General features: G+C 43.8%; 28 protein-coding genes. All 28 read right to left on the bottom strand.

Features of this window, described 5'->3' with window-relative positions:
- Positions 1-60: 60 nt before the first annotated feature.
- A complete protein-coding gene (truA, locus tag BK582_RS04410) occupies positions 61-849 on the bottom strand; it encodes a tRNA pseudouridine(38-40) synthase TruA (RefSeq protein ID WP_078593163.1) in 789 nt (262 codons plus the stop codon).
- A 21-nt stretch (positions 850-870) separates the two neighbouring features.
- Complete coding sequence (locus tag BK582_RS04415; RefSeq protein WP_078593164.1) at positions 871-1,674, bottom strand: energy-coupling factor transporter transmembrane component T family protein; 804 nt, start codon at positions 1,672-1,674, stop codon at positions 871-873.
- 7 nt (positions 1,675-1,681) lie between these two features.
- On the bottom strand, positions 1,682-2,545 hold the full coding sequence (locus tag BK582_RS04420; protein ID WP_078593165.1) for an energy-coupling factor transporter ATPase: 864 nt from the start codon (positions 2,543-2,545) through the stop codon (positions 1,682-1,684).
- Positions 2,521-3,369, bottom strand: coding sequence for an energy-coupling factor transporter ATPase (locus BK582_RS04425; protein ID WP_078593166.1), 849 nt, complete (start codon positions 3,367-3,369; stop codon positions 2,521-2,523). The genes BK582_RS04420 and BK582_RS04425 overlap by 25 nt, the downstream gene beginning before the upstream one ends.
- 148 nt (positions 3,370-3,517) lie before the next feature.
- Positions 3,518-3,880 carry a 50S ribosomal protein L17 gene (rplQ, locus tag BK582_RS04430; RefSeq protein WP_078593167.1) on the bottom strand — a complete coding sequence of 121 codons (363 nt, stop codon included), beginning with the start codon at positions 3,878-3,880 and terminating at the stop codon, positions 3,518-3,520.
- A gap of 69 nt (positions 3,881-3,949) precedes the next feature.
- Positions 3,950-4,894, bottom strand: a complete 945-nt coding sequence (locus BK582_RS04435; RefSeq protein ID WP_078593168.1) for a DNA-directed RNA polymerase subunit alpha — start codon at positions 4,892-4,894, stop codon at positions 3,950-3,952.
- A gap of 172 nt (positions 4,895-5,066) precedes the next feature.
- The gene (gene rpsK, locus BK582_RS04440) at positions 5,067-5,459 is read right to left on the bottom strand and encodes a 30S ribosomal protein S11 (RefSeq protein ID WP_078593169.1); all 393 of its coding nucleotides are present in this window, start codon (positions 5,457-5,459) and stop codon (positions 5,067-5,069) included.
- A 23-nt stretch (positions 5,460-5,482) separates the two neighbouring features.
- A complete protein-coding gene (gene rpsM / locus BK582_RS04445) occupies positions 5,483-5,848 on the bottom strand; it encodes a 30S ribosomal protein S13 (protein WP_078593170.1) in 366 nt (121 codons plus the stop codon).
- Positions 5,849-5,867: 19 nt separating this feature from the next.
- A complete protein-coding gene (rpmJ, locus tag BK582_RS04450; RefSeq protein WP_003322638.1) occupies positions 5,868-5,981 on the bottom strand; it encodes a 50S ribosomal protein L36 in 114 nt (37 codons plus the stop codon).
- A 50-nt stretch (positions 5,982-6,031) separates the two neighbouring features.
- Positions 6,032-6,250, bottom strand: a complete 219-nt coding sequence (gene infA / locus BK582_RS04455) for a translation initiation factor IF-1 (RefSeq protein ID WP_010896341.1) — start codon at positions 6,248-6,250, stop codon at positions 6,032-6,034.
- Between the two features lie 4 nt (positions 6,251-6,254).
- A complete protein-coding gene (locus BK582_RS04460; protein ID WP_078593171.1) occupies positions 6,255-6,557 on the bottom strand; it encodes a KOW domain-containing RNA-binding protein in 303 nt (100 codons plus the stop codon).
- Between the two features lie 15 nt (positions 6,558-6,572).
- Entirely contained in the window at positions 6,573-7,328 is a 756-nt protein-coding gene (gene map / locus BK582_RS04465) for a type I methionyl aminopeptidase (RefSeq protein WP_078593172.1), read from the bottom strand.
- The gene (locus BK582_RS04470) at positions 7,325-7,978 is read right to left on the bottom strand and encodes an adenylate kinase (protein ID WP_078593173.1); all 654 of its coding nucleotides are present in this window, start codon (positions 7,976-7,978) and stop codon (positions 7,325-7,327) included. Before BK582_RS04470 ends, map begins: the two co-directional genes overlap by 4 nt.
- A 64-nt stretch (positions 7,979-8,042) precedes the next feature.
- Positions 8,043-9,335, bottom strand: coding sequence for a preprotein translocase subunit SecY (gene secY / locus BK582_RS04475; RefSeq protein WP_078593174.1), 1,293 nt, complete (start codon positions 9,333-9,335; stop codon positions 8,043-8,045).
- Complete coding sequence (gene rplO / locus BK582_RS04480) at positions 9,335-9,775, bottom strand: 50S ribosomal protein L15 (RefSeq protein ID WP_078593175.1); 441 nt, start codon at positions 9,773-9,775, stop codon at positions 9,335-9,337. The genes secY and rplO overlap by 1 nt, the downstream gene beginning before the upstream one ends.
- A 29-nt stretch (positions 9,776-9,804) precedes the next feature.
- On the bottom strand, positions 9,805-9,993 hold the full coding sequence (rpmD, locus tag BK582_RS04485; protein ID WP_078593176.1) for a 50S ribosomal protein L30: 189 nt from the start codon (positions 9,991-9,993) through the stop codon (positions 9,805-9,807).
- A gap of 13 nt (positions 9,994-10,006) precedes the next feature.
- Entirely contained in the window at positions 10,007-10,504 is a 498-nt protein-coding gene (gene rpsE / locus BK582_RS04490; RefSeq protein ID WP_078593177.1) for a 30S ribosomal protein S5, read from the bottom strand.
- 28 nt (positions 10,505-10,532) lie between these two features.
- Positions 10,533-10,895: a 50S ribosomal protein L18 gene (rplR, locus tag BK582_RS04495; protein ID WP_078593178.1), complete on the bottom strand. Its 363-nt coding sequence runs from the start codon at positions 10,893-10,895 to the stop codon at positions 10,533-10,535.
- A 33-nt stretch (positions 10,896-10,928) separates the two neighbouring features.
- The gene (rplF, locus tag BK582_RS04500) at positions 10,929-11,465 is read right to left on the bottom strand and encodes a 50S ribosomal protein L6 (protein ID WP_078593179.1); all 537 of its coding nucleotides are present in this window, start codon (positions 11,463-11,465) and stop codon (positions 10,929-10,931) included.
- 29 nt (positions 11,466-11,494) lie between these two features.
- Positions 11,495-11,893: a 30S ribosomal protein S8 gene (gene rpsH / locus BK582_RS04505; protein WP_078593180.1), complete on the bottom strand. Its 399-nt coding sequence runs from the start codon at positions 11,891-11,893 to the stop codon at positions 11,495-11,497.
- Between the two features lie 27 nt (positions 11,894-11,920).
- Positions 11,921-12,106 carry a type Z 30S ribosomal protein S14 gene (locus BK582_RS04510; protein ID WP_078593181.1) on the bottom strand — a complete coding sequence of 62 codons (186 nt, stop codon included), beginning with the start codon at positions 12,104-12,106 and terminating at the stop codon, positions 11,921-11,923.
- Between the two features lie 29 nt (positions 12,107-12,135).
- The gene (gene rplE, locus BK582_RS04515; RefSeq protein WP_078593182.1) at positions 12,136-12,675 is read right to left on the bottom strand and encodes a 50S ribosomal protein L5; all 540 of its coding nucleotides are present in this window, start codon (positions 12,673-12,675) and stop codon (positions 12,136-12,138) included.
- Between the two features lie 29 nt (positions 12,676-12,704).
- On the bottom strand, positions 12,705-13,016 hold the full coding sequence (rplX, locus tag BK582_RS04520; RefSeq protein WP_078597788.1) for a 50S ribosomal protein L24: 312 nt from the start codon (positions 13,014-13,016) through the stop codon (positions 12,705-12,707).
- A 56-nt stretch (positions 13,017-13,072) separates the two neighbouring features.
- Positions 13,073-13,441 carry a 50S ribosomal protein L14 gene (gene rplN, locus BK582_RS04525; RefSeq protein ID WP_078593183.1) on the bottom strand — a complete coding sequence of 123 codons (369 nt, stop codon included), beginning with the start codon at positions 13,439-13,441 and terminating at the stop codon, positions 13,073-13,075.
- Positions 13,442-13,483: 42 nt separating this feature from the next.
- Positions 13,484-13,747 carry a 30S ribosomal protein S17 gene (gene rpsQ / locus BK582_RS04530; RefSeq protein ID WP_078593184.1) on the bottom strand — a complete coding sequence of 88 codons (264 nt, stop codon included), beginning with the start codon at positions 13,745-13,747 and terminating at the stop codon, positions 13,484-13,486.
- A 21-nt stretch (positions 13,748-13,768) separates the two neighbouring features.
- Entirely contained in the window at positions 13,769-13,972 is a 204-nt protein-coding gene (rpmC, locus tag BK582_RS04535; protein WP_078578514.1) for a 50S ribosomal protein L29, read from the bottom strand.
- Positions 13,962-14,396: a 50S ribosomal protein L16 gene (rplP, locus tag BK582_RS04540; RefSeq protein ID WP_078593185.1), complete on the bottom strand. Its 435-nt coding sequence runs from the start codon at positions 14,394-14,396 to the stop codon at positions 13,962-13,964. Before rplP ends, rpmC begins: the two co-directional genes overlap by 11 nt.
- Before the next feature lie 2 nt (positions 14,397-14,398).
- A complete protein-coding gene (rpsC, locus tag BK582_RS04545) occupies positions 14,399-15,058 on the bottom strand; it encodes a 30S ribosomal protein S3 (RefSeq protein WP_078593186.1) in 660 nt (219 codons plus the stop codon).

Genomic DNA, 15,058 nt, shown 5'->3' on the forward strand with positions numbered 1-15,058 from the left:
TATAACATCATATAACATATAAAGAGCCATGTCAATAGAATGTTACACCAGGATTCGTTGTCATTGAAATTTTTTTTGTACTTCAGCTACCCGCTTTTCTAATGAGCTTTTTTCATAGAAGACTTCTGCCAGATACAGACCGTGACCCGGGACAGTCGGGCCGGCAAGCAGCCTGTCTTTCCCCTTAATTATTCCGCTGACTGCTTCAGGGTCGGTCTTACCCCTGCCAGCGTTTATAAGTGTTCCTGTTAAAATTCTTACCATTTGGTAAAGGAAACCGCTCCCTATATACCGAAAAACAAACTCCTGCCCTTCCTGCTCAACAGTCGCGGAAAAAATCGTCCTTACCTTATCCTCTACAGAAGTTTTCGGAGAAGAAAAGCTCGTAAAGTCATGCGTCCCTTCCAGCTGAAGGGCGGCTGTCCGCATCGATTCTGGATCAAGCCTCCCGGGAAGGTGATAGATATAGTTTCTTTGAAAGACATTTTTTACTTCAGAAGTATTAACACGGTAGTAGTATTCCTTGCCTGCTGTGTTATAGCGGGCGTGAAAGCTGTCCTCCATGTATTCTGCAGATTTTACAATAATGTCTTCAGGCATCAGGCTGTTCAGGGCTCTGGGCCACTTATCTTCCGGTAGAGAAAGCGGGGTGTCGAAGTGCACTGTCTGGCCGATACTGTGCACACCTGCATCTGTTCTGCCAGAGCCTGTGACGTTCCAGTAATCCTTTTTATGAAGCTTTCCCAGCGCTTTTCCCATTTCACCCTGTACCGTCCTTGCTGAAGGCTGTACCTGATAACCGGAAAAATGAGTACCGTCATAGGAAACTATTGCTTTAACCCGTCTCACTTTTCTCCACCCCGCTCCCGCTTAAATAAACAATCTTGTATACACTCCAAATGCTCCGTATACAGCAAATAAAGTAACAGCTGCTGTATCTATTGGCTTCCATTGCAAAATCCGGAACTTCGTCCTTCCATGGCCACCTGCATAGCCTCTCGCTTCCATAGCGACTGCCAGATCCTCCGCCCTTTTAAAAGACTGTACAAATAGAGGGATAAGGACAGGTACAAACGCTTTAATTCTCCTCCAGAGGGACCCATGTGTAAAGTTTGCTCCTCTGGCCATCTGCGCTTTTATAATTTTGGCTGTTTCTTCAAGCAATGTTGGAATAAACCGCAATGCAATTGCCATCATAAAAGCAAGCTCGTGGGTCGGGACTCCCAGTTTACCGAATGGCTTCATTAACTTTTCAAGGCCATCAGTAAGGTCCACCGGAGTAGTCGTAAGAGTAATTAAAGAGGCCATAATAACGATTATTAGAAGCCTTAGAGCAATGAAGGCTCCTTCTGTGACACCCCCGGTATATATAGTGAAAAGAGGTGTTTCCAGTAAAGGCGGTCCTTCTCTTGTTACAAACAAATGGAGTATAAATGTAAAAGATATAATAAGGGCTATAATTCGAATTCCTTTTAAATAAAACCGGAATGGAATTCCTGCCGCAATAAAAGTCAAGACAGTCAGGCTGATGGCCAGTATGAAAAATGCAGGATGTCTGCTGACAAATAAAAATACTATAAATAATAACAGACAGAGAAGCTTTGCACGGGGGTCCATCTTATGTATTAAAGATTTCCCCGGGATGTACTGCCCTATAATTACATTATCCAGCATCTTATACTTAATCCTTTCCCAGAAATGAAACTATCTCGTTTACCGTATCCTGGAGCCTGAATCTTTCTATGGTAATTTCTCTGCCGCTTTTTGCACCCAGCTTTGAAAGAAAACGCATGGATTCCGGAACGCTGAGGCCCAGTTTCATAAGTTCTTCCTGTCTGGAAAAAACGTCTCCAGGTGTGCCGTAAAATTGAAGTCTCCCTGAATCCATTACCAGTATTTGATCACTGTACGCAGCAGCATCCTCCATATTATGGGTAACTAAAATAACAGAGCGCTGTTTGTCTGAATGAAACCATTCATTAAACATCTTCATTATATCTTCTTGACCCTGAGGGTCCAGGCCTGCAGTTGGTTCATCAAGTATTAAAACCTGAGGTTCGAGAGCGAGCACTCCTGCGATTGCTGCTCTTCTCATCTGCCCGCCGCTTAATTCAAAAGGTGACCTTTCGAATAAATTTTCCCCAATGCCTGTGACAGCAAGCTGCTCTCTTGCTGTTTTTTCAGCCTCTGCAGCAGTCATTCCGTAGTTTTCCGGCCCGAAAGCCACATCTCTTAAGATGGTCTCCTCAAACAGCTGATGCTCCGGATACTGGAAAACCATACCTGCTTTCCTGCGAAGCTCATACAATTCCCTCTGTTTCGTATGCTTAGTAATCGTAAAGTCTCCAACTGTGAGAGAACCTTCCACCGGTTTCAGGAGCCCGTTAATGAGCTGGACAAAAGTTGATTTGCCTGAACCTGTCCTGCCGATTACAGAGGTAAAAGTATGCGGCGGAAGAGTAACATTTACATTGCTTATTGCGGCTTTTTCAAAAGGGGTGCCTGGCATATATACGTGGCTTACATTGTTTGCTTTAATCTGCATAAATGATTCACCAGCTCTTCCTCGGTAGTTACCTCTTCCGGTATATCAACTTCCTTTTCCCGGAGGGACGCAATTAGCTCTATGATAAACGGCTTTTTGAGGCTGGCTTCCTTAAGCAAATCTTCCTGCCGAAAAATTTGCGCAGGAGTGCCATCCCCAATAATTTCACCTTCCCTCATTACTACAATCCTGTCTGCGAGTGCAGCTTCATTTAAGTCATGAGTTATAGTAAGAATCGTCATATTTTCAGAGTCTCTTAATTTCTGAACCTGATCGATAACTTCAGCTCTCCCAGAAGGATCCAGCATGGAAGTGGCTTCATCCAGTATAAGCAGCTCAGGCTTCATGGCAACAGCACCAGCAATAGCCGCCCGCTGCTTCTGTCCCCCGGACAAACGATGAGGCTCACGTTTTTCCAAACCTGTAAGGCCAAGCTTATCAATACTTTCCTGTACCCTTATTACCATCTCTTCATAGGGAACACCGGCGTTTTCCAGCCCAAATGCTACGTCATCTTCTACCGTTGGAGCTACCATTTGATTATCCGGATTTTGAAATACCATAGCTGCTTTTCGGCGTATTTCCTGCCGGCAGCCTTCTGTTTTCGTATTCAGCCCCCCGATAATCACTGCTCCTTCTGCATCCGGTATAAGTAAAGCATTGAGAAACCTGGCTAGAGTGGATTTGCCTGACCCATTATGGCCAGTTACAGCCACCCACTGCCCATAAGGCACATGCAGATTCACATTTTTTAAAGCCAGTTCTTCTGAATGACGGTACCGGAAAGATAAATGATTGATTTCAATAATATTATTTCCCATCATATGCACCGCCCTTAATTACACTTAGAACAAGTCAGACAGGACCGTTACAGCATACAAAAAAAGGGCATAGAATCGGAATCTGAAACAGACCCGTTATCCCGCCCTTTAATGAAGCCGGCTTAATCCCAAGCCTGGCCTTTGCTGATTGTTATACAAGCTCAATGATCGCCATTTCTGCACCATCACCACGACGTGGTCCAAGCTTAAGAACGCGAGTGTAGCCACCCTGACGGTCTTCATAGCGTGGGGCGATATCGTCAAACAATTTCTGGATTGCGTTCTGACCTGTCTCTTCGTCCGCCACCTCATTACGAATAAATGCTGCAGCTTGACGACGAGCATGCAAGTCACCACGTTTGCCAAGAGTAATCATTTGTTCAACTACTGAGCGAAGCTCCTTCGCCTTAGGTACAGTTGTTTCAATACGCTCATTGATGATTAAATCCGTAGCCAAGTCGCGGAAAAGTGCTTTACGGGCACTGCTGTCACGACCTAATTTTCTGTATCCCATGTTAGTCCCTCCTTATCAAACCAATTTCTCCACATTTCTAATTGAAATGATGCAGGGGAAAAATAAAAATTATTCTTCCTTACGAAGTCCCAGGCCTAATTCGCCCAGCTTTTCTTGAACCTCTTCAAGAGATTTTCTTCCGAGGTTACGCACCTTCATCATATCTTCTTCTGATTTATGAGTTAATTCCTGTACTGTATTAATACCTGCACGTTTCAGGCAATTATAAGAACGTACAGATAAATCCAGCTCTTCGATCGTCATTTCAAGCACTTTTTCTTTTTGGTCTTCTTCTTTCTCGACCATAATTTCGGCGTGCTGCGCCTGATCAGTTAAGCCTACAAAAATATTCAGATGCTCAGTAAAAATTTTGGCTCCAAGAGACACAGCCTCTTCCGGCCGAATACTGCCATCAGTCCACACATCGAGAGTCAGTTTATCAAAGTTCGTAATCTGTCCTACACGAGTATTTTCCACTTGATAGTTTACACGGGAAACAGGCGTGTAAATAGAGTCTACCGGGATTACTCCGATAGGCAGATCATCTGATTTATTGCCTTCAGCAGGAACATAACCTCTGCCCCGGTTTGCTGTAACTTTCATGTGGAAGTGTGCACCTTTGGAGAGCGTGGCAATATGGAGGTCAGGGTTTAAAACCTCCACATCACTGTCATGCATGAAATCTGCAGCAGTGACGATACCCTCTCCCTGCGCTTCTATTTCCAAAGTTTTTTCTTCGTCTGAATAGATCTTTAGTGCAAGCTTTTTTAAATTGAGAATAATAGAAGTTACATCCTCTACTACTCCCTCAATTGTAGAAAATTCGTGGAGTACTCCATCAAACTGAACACTCGTTACTGCAGCTCCTGGAAGAGATGAGAGCAGGATACGGCGGAGAGAGTTTCCTAACGTGGTCCCGTAACCTCGTTCTAATGGTTCTATAACGAATTTTCCATATGATGCATCATCGCTGATATCGACCGTTTCAATTTTTGGCTTTTCTATTTCGATCATTAAACAAACCCTCCTTCAAAACGTCGAAACCCCGGTTGAATTGTTTTTTCTTCAACCGGAATCCCTCATTGGGCACATCCCGACCTGTCACTATACCGTCAATACTATCTGAAGAGCTTCTCGCTCTTAACCATTATTGACAAGGGTATGCTCTTCCATACCTCTGATGCGACTATACTCTACGACGTTTTGGCGGACGGCAGCCGTTATGCGGAACTGGAGTGACATCTTTAATCATGTTTACTTCCAGACCTGTTGCCTGAAGTGAACGGATCGCTGCTTCACGACCAGCACCAGGACCCTTAACTGAAACTTCCACAACTTTCATTCCGTGCTCCATTGCAGCTTTAGCAGCAGTTTCTGCAGCTGTCTGAGCAGCAAACGGAGTGGATTTACGAGATCCTTTAAAGCCTAAAGCTCCTGCACTTGCCCAGGATACAGCGTTCCCACGAGTATCTGTAATCGTAACAATTGTATTGTTGAATGTGGAACGAATGTGCGCAATGCCGGACTCAATATTTTTACGTTGACGACGCTTTGAACGAGTCGTTTTCGCTTTAGCCATAATCGAACATTACCTCCTTTACTTTACTTCTTCTTATTTGCTACAGTACGACGTGGACCTTTTCTCGTACGTGCGTTATTCTTCGTTTTCTGCCCTCTTACAGGCAAGCCGCGGCGATGGCGGATCCCACGGTAAGAACCAATTTCAATTAAACGCTTGATGTTAAGTGAAACCTCACGGCGAAGGTCACCTTCTACTTTATATGAGTCGATAACTTCACGAATCTTACCTAACTCATCTTCTGTTAAATCACGTACGCGAGTTTCTTCAGAAACACCAGCTTTTGCAAGAATTTCTTTCGCTCTGGAAGTTCCGATTCCAAATACGTAAGTTAATGAAACGACAACTCGTTTATCACGAGGAATGTCGACACCGGATATACGTGCCATAAATTACACCTCCTGTGGATTACCCTTGTTTTTGTTTGTGTTTAGGGTTTTCGCAGATTACCATAACGGTACCTTTTCGGCGAATAACCTTACATTTTTCGCAAATTGGCTTGACTGATGGTCTTACCTTCATGCTTTCTACCTCCTTAGAGTTACGGAGTGACACTTGTATTTTGTCAGTCTTTATTTATAGCGGTACGTAATTCGACCACGAGTTAAATCGTACGGAGACAATTCTACAGTAACTTTGTCGCCAGGCAGAATCCGGATAAAGTGCATACGGATCTTTCCGGAGACATGTGCCAAAATTTTATGTCCATTTTCAAGCTCAACTCTGAACATTGCATTAGGAAGCGGCTCAATCACCGTTCCTTCTACTTCGATTACATCTTCTTTGGCCATGAATTTACTCTCCTTCCTTCAGTAAATTATCGTCTATATATGTCGAAATTGCAAATCGCAACTTAGCATTGGTTACACGACCCGTTTCAATAATGCTATTTTTCACTTCAGGAGCCACAATGCCCATCCGCTCAATGTGCAGGATGTTCTTCTTTTTAGCACGGTCCACTTTCCGTTTATCCCCGTCAGCGATCCGTACAAAACGATTATCCAGCACTTCTATTACACAAGCGAATTGACCATTGTCCCTTCCATTCAAAATTCTCACAAGCTCACCAAGCTGTGGAATCGATTCAGGATCTTTCAATTTAGTGACCACCTTTTATTCTTTATCGGTTTTTGTCAGTATTTCATATCCTGTCTCATTAATAGCAATGGTGTGTTCGAAATGGGCACACATTTTCCCATCGGTTGTTACCACAGTCCAGTTATCTCTTAGTGTACGAACGTGTCGTCTGCCTGCATTCACCATCGGCTCTATCGCTAGAACCATACCTGGTTTAAGCCTTGGGCCTTTGCCAGGCGGGCCAAAGTGAGGGATCTGTGGGTCTTCATGGAGATCTTGCCCTACCCCATGTCCAACATATTCCCTTACCACCGAAAAACCATTCTCTTCTACATGAGTCTGTATCGCATGCGAAATATTAGAAAGGCGTTCCCCTGGTTTAGCTTCAGCAAGACCTTTATACAACGACTCTTCCGTCACCTCCAGCAGCCTGCGGTTCTCCTCAGTAATGCTTCCTACTGGATAGGTCCATGCTGAGTCTCCATGGTATCCGCTGTACTTGGCACCTATATCAATACTGATAATGTCGCCTTCGCGGAGTACCCGGTCTCCTGGAATTCCGTGTACCAATTCTTCATTTACTGAAGCACAGATGCTGCCAGTAAATCCATTATAGCCTTTAAAAGATGGAATCGCATCATGTTGCCTGATAAATTTTTCAGCTATATTGTCAAGCTCCTTCGTAGTAATACCAGGCTGAATGTGTTTATGAAGTTCCCGGTGAGTAAGGGCAACAATTTCACCTGCAACACGCATCAGTTCAATCTCTCTTGGTGTTTTGCTGATAATCATTGATTGCTCCCTTTTAGTATCCCGTCGATATCTTCAAACACTTCATTGATATCCTTATTGCCATTCAGGCTGCGAAGGTAGCCTTTATCTTCATAAAAGTCGACTAATGGCTGTGTCTGCTCCATGTTAACTTCCAGGCGTTTTCCGACTGTTTCAGGCTTGTCGTCTTCACGCTGGATAAGATCACTTCCATCTTTGTCGCATTTACCAGCTACTTTCGGAGGATTATACAGTTCATGATAAGTCGCTCCACAGTCAGGACAAATCCATCGTCCGGTAAGGCGCTTAAATAAATCCTCTTTCGGTACCTCTACATAAAGTACGTGGTCCAGCTGGCGGCCAAGATCAGCAAGTATATCTTCCAGAGCGGAAGCCTGTGCTGTTGTTCTTGGAAAGCCGTCAAGTAAAAAGCCGTTTTCGCAGTCATCTTTACTCAACCGTTCACGTACAATACCAATTGTTACTTCGTCAGGCACAAGATTACCTTCATCCATAAAAGCTTTCGCTCTTAAACCAAGCTCAGTGCCATTTTTAATAGCAGCCCGGAACATATCTCCTGTAGATATGTGAGGTATCCCGTACTTTGCTACGATCTTCTCTGCCTGGGTTCCTTTTCCCGCTCCCGGTAGTCCCATAAGGATTAAATTCATCTCTCTATCCCTCCACCGTTTCTTTATCGTGACTGAAAGTAAGGGAGGAGCACTCCCTTGCCTTTTATTTAATAAACCCTTTGTAGGATCGTTGGATTAATTGGCTTTCAATCTGTTTCATCGTGTCTAAAGCTACCCCTACAACAATGAGTAATCCCGTTCCGCCGATCTGTATGCCTGGTGGCAGACCTGCTACTTCTGTGAAGAAGACCGGGAGAATCGACACTATTGCCAGGAATAAAGCTCCGACAAACGTCAAACGATAAAGGATTCGAGTGATGTAAACCTGAGTCGTTTGACCAGGACGAATACCAGGAATGTAACCACCTTGTTTTTTAAGGTTGTCAGCCATCTGCTCCGGATTAACCTGAACAAATGTGTAGAAGTACGTGAAACCAATGATTAAAGCTGCGTACAGTACAAGCCCAAGCGGGTTTGTATAATCAAAAGTTCTCGTAACCCATCCGGCAATCGTATTATCATCTCCTATTAATCCAGCCACTGTTGGCGGAAAAATGAAGAGTGACATTGCGAAGATTACTGGAATTACCCCAGCTGAGTTAACTTTTAACGGCAAGTGGGTGGATTGCCCGCCTTGCGGTTTCCCGGCAACCAGTCGTTTAGCATACTGAACAGGTATTTTGCGTAGTGCCTGCTGAACAAAGATAACTCCCACAGTTATAGCTAGAATTGCGAGAAGTAATAGAACGATCACTACTATATTTATAAATAAAGCATCTCCTGCATCCTGAATCTGCGTTAAATACAACTGGTTAACGCCATTCGGAATAGCTGCGGCGATCCCGGCAAAGATCAGAATGGATATACCATTACCTACACCTTTAGCGGTAATCTGTTCACCGAGCCACATTAAAAATGCAGTTCCTGCGGTTAAAGTCAGTGCGATCATCAAATATGTCGGTACACTCGGATTTGGTACAAGTCCTGGGAAAATGTTATTGAAACCAATAGACATAGCCAGAGCCTGTAAAAATGCAATGCCAATCGTACCGTATCTTGTTACCTGGGCAAGTTTACGCCGTCCTGCTTCACCCTGTTTTGCCCACTCGGCAAATTTAGGCACAACATCCATTCGAAGCAGCTGCACGATGATGGATGCTGTGATATACGGCATGATTCCCGTTGCAAAAATAGAAAAGTTTTCTAAAGCTCCTCCGCCAAAGGTATTAAGAAATCCAAAGGCGTTCATTTCTCCTGCGAAATCCAAAATATCAGCATTTACCCCTGGAGCAGGGATATGTGCACCGATGCGGAATACAATAAGCATTGCAAGGGTAAAGAGAACCTTAGTTCTTAAATCCCCAATCCGCATAATATTCGAGATGGTTCGAAACATTAAACCACCTCAGTCGTTCCGCCGGCAGCTTCAATAGCTTCTTTAGCAGAAGCAGAAAATTTATGAGCTTTAACTGTTAACTTACGCTCAAGAGTTCCTTCACCAAGGATCTTGATTCCGTCTTTCTCGTTACTCACGATACCTGACTCGATTAAACGCTCAGGTGTTACTTCTACACCGTCTTCAAAACGATTCAACGTTTCAAGGTTCACGATTGCATACTCTTTACGGGTAGGGTTCTTGAATCCGCGCTTAGGTAAGCGGCGGAAAATTGGCATTTGGCCGCCTTCGAATCCTGGACGTACTCCGCCGCCTGAGCGAGCGTTTTGTCCCTTATGTCCACGACCAGCTGTTTTACCGTTCCCAGTTGCAATACCGCGCCCTTTACGTTTGCGCTCTCTGCGTGATCCTTCTGCGGGTTTTAATTCGTGAAGTTTCATGTTGGCACCTCCTCAACTGTTTATATCAATTAAGCTTCAATTTCTTTGACACTGACGAGATGAGAAACTTTGTTTACCATTCCGCGTATAGCTGCATTGTCCTCTTGAACGACAGTGTGATTCACTTTACGAAGACCAAGAGTCTTCACAGTAACGCGCTGATCTTCCGGACGACCGATCAGACTGCGTGTGAGGGTGATTTCTAATTTCTTTGCCATTCCAAATCCCTCCTTAACCTAGCAACTCTTCTACAGATTTGCCTCGTAGTTTCGCTACGTCTTCAGGACTCTTAACTGACTTAAGCCCTTCCATCGTTGCACGCACCATATTAATAGGGTTGTTTGATCCTAAGGATTTGGACAGGATGTCACCTACACCTGCTAATTCCAATACCGCACGTACAGGACCTCCCGCGATTACTCCAGTACCTTCAGATGCTGGCTTAAGCAGTACGCTTCCTGCACCGTAGTTACCTGTAATCTGGTGTGGGATAGTTGTTCCTTGGATTGGTACGTTGATTAAGTTTTTCTTAGCGTCCTCAATTGCTTTACGGATAGCTTCAGGTACTTCAAGTGCTTTACCCATACCAAAGCCGACATGTCCGTTTTTATCGCCAACTACAACCAGTGCAGCAAAGCGGAATCGACGTCCACCTTTAACTACTTTTGCGACACGGTTGACAGTAACAACTCTCTCTTCAAGTTCCAATTTATTTGGATCGATACGCATGAATGAATTTCCCTCCTTCTAGCCTTGATTAAAACTTCAGACCAGCTTCACGTGCTGCGTCTGCAAGTTCTTGTACCCGACCGTGATACAGATATCCGCCACGATCAAATACTACAGTTTCATGACCTTTTTCCAGGGCACGCTTTGCTACAAGTTCGCCAACTTGGCGCGCTGCTTCTTTATTTCCGCCGTTTTCAAGTTTTAGTTCTTTATCTAAGCTTGAAGCACTAGCTACTGTAACGCCTGCTACATCATCGATCAGCTGTGCATAGATATGCTTAGAAGAACGGAAAACATTCAAACGAGGACGTTCAGCAGTCCCTGTGATCGAACGACGAACGTGTGCGTGTCGTTTCTTACGTACCGCATTCTTGTTTGTCTTAGTGATCATTGAACGTCATTCCTTTCCTTCCGTTATTTAAACTTATTTACCTGTCTTACCTTCCTTACGTCGTACATATTCACCTTCATAGCGAATTCCTTTTCCTTTGTAAGGTTCAGGTTTTCTTACAGCGCGAATATTAGAAGCCAACGCTCCTACGCGTTCCTTGTCAATTCCTTTAACAGTGATTTGCGTATTAGCTGGAACTTCGATTTCTAAACCGTCTTCCGGTACAAATTCCACCTGGTGGGAAAGACCCACGTTAAGAACAAGCTTGTTTCCGGATTTTTGTGCTCTGTAACCTACACCAACAAGCTCAAGTTTCTTTTCGTAACCTTTAGTTACTCCCTCAATCATGTTGTTGATTACACTGCGTGTTGTACCATGCAGGGCACGGTGATCTTTATGATCAGAAGGACGTTCAACAACGATTTGATTATCTTCATGCTTCACAGTCATATCAGCATGAAGCTCTCTGTTCAACTCGCCTTTAGGTCCTTTTACAGTAATGTTGTTTCCTTCGAGTTTCACTTCAACTCCTGAAGGAAGCTCTATAGGTTTTAAACCAATACGAGACATACCTTACACCTCCATTCTTCCGTACGATATTACCAAACGTAGGCTACTACTTCTCCCCCAACCTTTTGTTGGCGGGCTTCTTTATCTGTAATCATTCCATTAGATGATGAAATGATAGCGATTCCCAATCCTCCAAGTACACGTGGAAGCTCATCAGCTTTTGCGTATACACGAAGTCCTGGCTTACTGATTCTCTTAAGTCCAGTGATTACACGCTCGTTGTTAGCACCATACTTAAGGAAAATACGAAGGATACCTTGTTTGTTATCCTCAATAAATTCATAGTCGCGCACGAAACCTTCACGCTTTAAAATCTCAGCAACTTCACGCTTAATCTTTGAAGCTGGAAGCTCCAAACTATTGTGGCGGACCATATTCGCATTTCGAATTCTAGTCAGCATATCAGCAATTGGATCTGTCATGACCATCGTATTTACCTCCTTCCCTAAACGGAATTACCAGCTAGCTTTTTTGACGCCCGGAATTTGACCTTTGTACGCAAGTTCACGGAAGCAGATACGGCAAAGCTTGAACTTACGAAGTACACTGTGTGGTCGTCCGCAGCGTTCGCATCGAGTATATTCTTGCACCTGAAACTTTTTCGGTCTTTTTGCTTTAGCGATCATTGATTTTTTCGCCAAGGTCGTCACTCCTCTCTTTTGGCAGTTTGTTATTTTTGAAACGGCATGCCCATTTGAGTGAGTAGTTCACGTGCTTCTTCGTCTGAATTGGCCGTTGTAACGATGACGATATCCATACCGCGAACTTTATCAACTTTATCGTACTCAATCTCTGGGAAAATCAGCTGTTCTTTAACACCTAATGTATAGTTACCTCGTCCGTCAAAGGCCTTTTTAGATACACCACGGAAGTCACGTACACGTGGTAAAGAAACACTTACAAGTTTATCAAGGAAATCATACATACGCTCTCCGCGCAGCGTTACTTTCGCGCCGATTGGCATACCTTCACGAAGCTTAAAGCCCGCGATTGATTTCTTTGCTTTTGTAATTAAAGGTTTCTGACCGGAGATAGCTGTAAGTTCCTCAACTGCTTTATCAAGCACTTTTGAGTTTTGTACAGCATCACCAACACCCATGTTAATTACGATCTTCTCAACCTTAGGTACTTCCATTACAGAAGCATAATTGAATTTATCAGCTAATGCAGGAACAATTTCCTGTCTGTATTTCTCTTGCAGACGATTCATTGAGTTAACCTCCTTTCAACCACCAGCGATTACTTATCAAGAACTTCGCCGGACTTTTTAGCGACTCTGACTTTTTTTCCGTTTTCCTCTTTATACCCGACACGTGTTGGCTCGTTTGTTTTTGGATCAAGTGGCATTACGTTTGAAACGTGAATTGGAGCTTCTTGATTCAAAATACCGCCTTGCGGGTTAGCTTGTGATGGCTTAGAATGCTTCTTCACCATGTTTACACCTTCAACAAGTACACGGGACTTGCTTGGGTAAGCTTCAAGGATTTTACCTTCCTTGCCTTTGTCTTTTCCAGAGATAACTTTAACAGTATCTCCTTTTTTGACATGCATTTTTACCTGAGACATAAGGGCACCTCCTTAAGACCTATATTTCCGTTCATTTATGATTAAAGTACTTCAGGAGCTAAAGACACGATCTTCATAAACTGATTGTCACGCAGTTCACGTGCAACCGGGCCGAAGATACGTGTGCCTCGAGGGCTCTTATCGTCACGTACAATTACTGCCGCATTTTCATCAAATTTGATATAAGATCCGTCTGGACGGCGAGCACCGCTCTTAGAACGAACGATTACTGCGCGTACAACTTCACCTTTCTTGACAACGCCACCGGGTGTTGCCTGCTTTACAGAACAGACAATAATGTCTCCAATGTTTGCAGTCTTACGGCCGGTGCCTCCAAGAACTTTAATGCACTGTACTTCACGAGCTCCAGAGTTATCAGCTACTTTTAATCGGCTTTCTTGTTGAATCATTGATTCTTTACCTCCCTTCAGGTAAGCAAACGTAAACTTCTATTAGATAATTACCGCTTCTTCAATAACTTCTATGAGACGGAAACGCTTATCCTTTGATAGCGGACGAGTTTCCATAATGCGTACGATATCTCCAGTTTTAGCTGTATTGTTTTCATCATGAGCCTTAAACTTTTTAGAATATCTTACACGTTTCCCATAGAGCGGCGCTTTTTTGTAAGTTTCTACAACAACTGTAATGGTTTTGTCCATCTTATCAGATACGACGCGACCAGTATAAGTCTTGCGGTTGTTACGTTCTGTCATTGCGCAAGCCTCCTCTCAGGATTATTCGTTCGTAATTCCCAGTTCTCTTTCACGCAATACCGTTTTTGCACGAGCGATTGCTTTCTTTACTTCACGAATGCGGGCTGGATTGTCTAACTGTCCAGTCGCAAGCTGAAAGCGTAGGTTGAAAAGCTCTTCTTTAAGAGACTTAGACTTTTGTTCAATCTCGGCAGTGGTAAGGTTGCGAATCTCATTAGCTTTCATTTGCGTCACCACCCACTTCTTCGCGTTTTACAAATTTAGTTTTAACCGGTAGTTTATGAGAAGCAAGACGCAGTGCTTCACGGGCAACTTCTTCAGAAACCCCAGCGATTTCAAACATGATTTTCCCTGGCTTTACTACTGCAACCCATCCTTCAGGAGCACCTTTACCGGAACCCATTCGTACTTCTAGTGGCTTGGCAGTATAAGGCTTATCTGGGAAAATTTTGATCCATACTTTACCTCCACGTTTCATATAACGTGTCATTGCAATACGTGCTGATTCAATCTGACGGTTTGTAATCCATGATGCTTCCAGTGCTTGCAAACCGTATTCACCGAAAGACACTTCCGTTCCGCCTTTCGCACGGCCGCGCATTTTTCCACGATGTTCTCTGCGGTATTTTACACGTTTAGGCATTAGCATGATTATTTTCCTCCTTCCTCTTGTTTCGTTCCTTTCGTTGGAAGGACTTCACCACGATAGATCCATACTTTAACTCCAAGCTTACCGTAAGTGGTATCTGCTTCAGCAGTACCATAGTCGATGTCTGCTCTTAAAGTATGAAGTGGAACTGTTCCTTCGCTGTAAGATTCAGAACGAGCGATATCTGCTCCGCCAAGACGACCGGAAACCTGAGTTCTAATACCCTGAGCTCCAGAACGCATTGTACGTTGAATTGTTTGTTTCATCGCACGACGGAATGAAATACGATTTTCAAGCTGGCGGGCAATGTTGTCAGCAACAAGACGAGCATCCATATCAGGGCTCTTAACTTCATTAATGTTGATGTGCACACGCTTGCCAGTTAATTGATTTAATGCTTTTCTTAATGCTTCTACTTCTGATCCACCTTTTCCGATTACCATCCCTGGCTTACCAGTGTATATTGTAACGTTAACGCGATTAGCTGCACGCTCAATTTCAACTGTGGATAAAGATGCATCTTTTAAACGCTTCTCCAGGTATTCACGAATTTTAATATCTTCGTGAAGCAGGTCAGCATAGTCTTTGTCAGAGTACCATTTAGACTCCCAGTCACGGATAATTCCGACACGGAGTCCGATAGGATTTACTTTTTGACCCAC

The sequence above is a fragment of the Evansella clarkii genome (assembly GCF_002019695.1).
GTDB classification, from domain to species: domain Bacteria; phylum Bacillota; class Bacilli; order Bacillales; family Salisediminibacteriaceae; genus Evansella; species Evansella clarkii.

Coding starts and splice junctions, on each gene's coding strand:
- infA (WP_010896341.1), bottom strand. CDS start 6,250: ATGGCCAAAGAAGATGTAATCGAAGTAGAAGGAACGGTGATTGAGCCG.
- rplE (WP_078593182.1), bottom strand. CDS start 12,675: ATGAATCGTCTGCAAGAGAAATACAGACAGGAAATTGTTCCTGCATTA.
- map (WP_078593172.1), bottom strand. CDS start 7,328: ATGATTATCAGCAAAACACCAAGAGAGATTGAACTGATGCGTGTTGCA.
- BK582_RS04435 (WP_078593168.1), bottom strand. CDS start 4,894: ATGATCGAAATAGAAAAGCCAAAAATTGAAACGGTCGATATCAGCGAT.
- rplN (WP_078593183.1), bottom strand. CDS start 13,441: ATGATTCAACAAGAAAGCCGATTAAAAGTAGCTGATAACTCTGGAGCT.
- BK582_RS04470 (WP_078593173.1), bottom strand. CDS start 7,978: ATGAATTTAATCCTTATGGGACTACCGGGAGCGGGAAAAGGAACCCAG.
- rplR (WP_078593178.1), bottom strand. CDS start 10,895: ATGATCACTAAGACAAACAAGAATGCGGTACGTAAGAAACGACACGCA.
- BK582_RS04425 (WP_078593166.1), bottom strand. CDS start 3,369: ATGATGGGAAATAATATTATTGAAATCAATCATTTATCTTTCCGGTAC.
- BK582_RS04420 (WP_078593165.1), bottom strand. CDS start 2,545: ATGCAGATTAAAGCAAACAATGTAAGCCACGTATATATGCCAGGCACC.
- rpsE (WP_078593177.1), bottom strand. CDS start 10,504: ATGCGTATCGATCCAAATAAATTGGAACTTGAAGAGAGAGTTGTTACT.
- rpsH (WP_078593180.1), bottom strand. CDS start 11,893: ATGGTCATGACAGATCCAATTGCTGATATGCTGACTAGAATTCGAAAT.
- rpsK (WP_078593169.1), bottom strand. CDS start 5,459: ATGGCTAAAGCGAAAACGACTCGTTCAAAGCGTCGTCAACGTAAAAAT.
- rplX (WP_078597788.1), bottom strand. CDS start 13,016: ATGCATGTCAAAAAAGGAGATACTGTTAAAGTTATCTCTGGAAAAGAC.
- rpmJ (WP_003322638.1), bottom strand. CDS start 5,981: ATGAAGGTAAGACCATCAGTCAAGCCAATTTGCGAAAAATGTAAGGTT.
- BK582_RS04415 (WP_078593164.1), bottom strand. CDS start 1,674: ATGCTGGATAATGTAATTATAGGGCAGTACATCCCGGGGAAATCTTTA.
- rplQ (WP_078593167.1), bottom strand. CDS start 3,880: ATGGGATACAGAAAATTAGGTCGTGACAGCAGTGCCCGTAAAGCACTT.
- rpmC (WP_078578514.1), bottom strand. CDS start 13,972: ATGAAAGCTAATGAGATTCGCAACCTTACCACTGCCGAGATTGAACAA.
- rplO (WP_078593175.1), bottom strand. CDS start 9,775: ATGAAACTTCACGAATTAAAACCCGCAGAAGGATCACGCAGAGAGCGC.
- rpsQ (WP_078593184.1), bottom strand. CDS start 13,747: ATGACAGAACGTAACAACCGCAAGACTTATACTGGTCGCGTCGTATCT.
- rpsM (WP_078593170.1), bottom strand. CDS start 5,848: ATGGCACGTATATCCGGTGTCGACATTCCTCGTGATAAACGAGTTGTC.
- rplF (WP_078593179.1), bottom strand. CDS start 11,465: ATGTCTCGTATTGGTTTAAAACCTATAGAGCTTCCTTCAGGAGTTGAA.
- rplP (WP_078593185.1), bottom strand. CDS start 14,396: ATGCTAATGCCTAAACGTGTAAAATACCGCAGAGAACATCGTGGAAAA.
- rpmD (WP_078593176.1), bottom strand. CDS start 9,993: ATGGCAAAGAAATTAGAAATCACCCTCACACGCAGTCTGATCGGTCGT.
- secY (WP_078593174.1), bottom strand. CDS start 9,335: ATGTTTCGAACCATCTCGAATATTATGCGGATTGGGGATTTAAGAACT.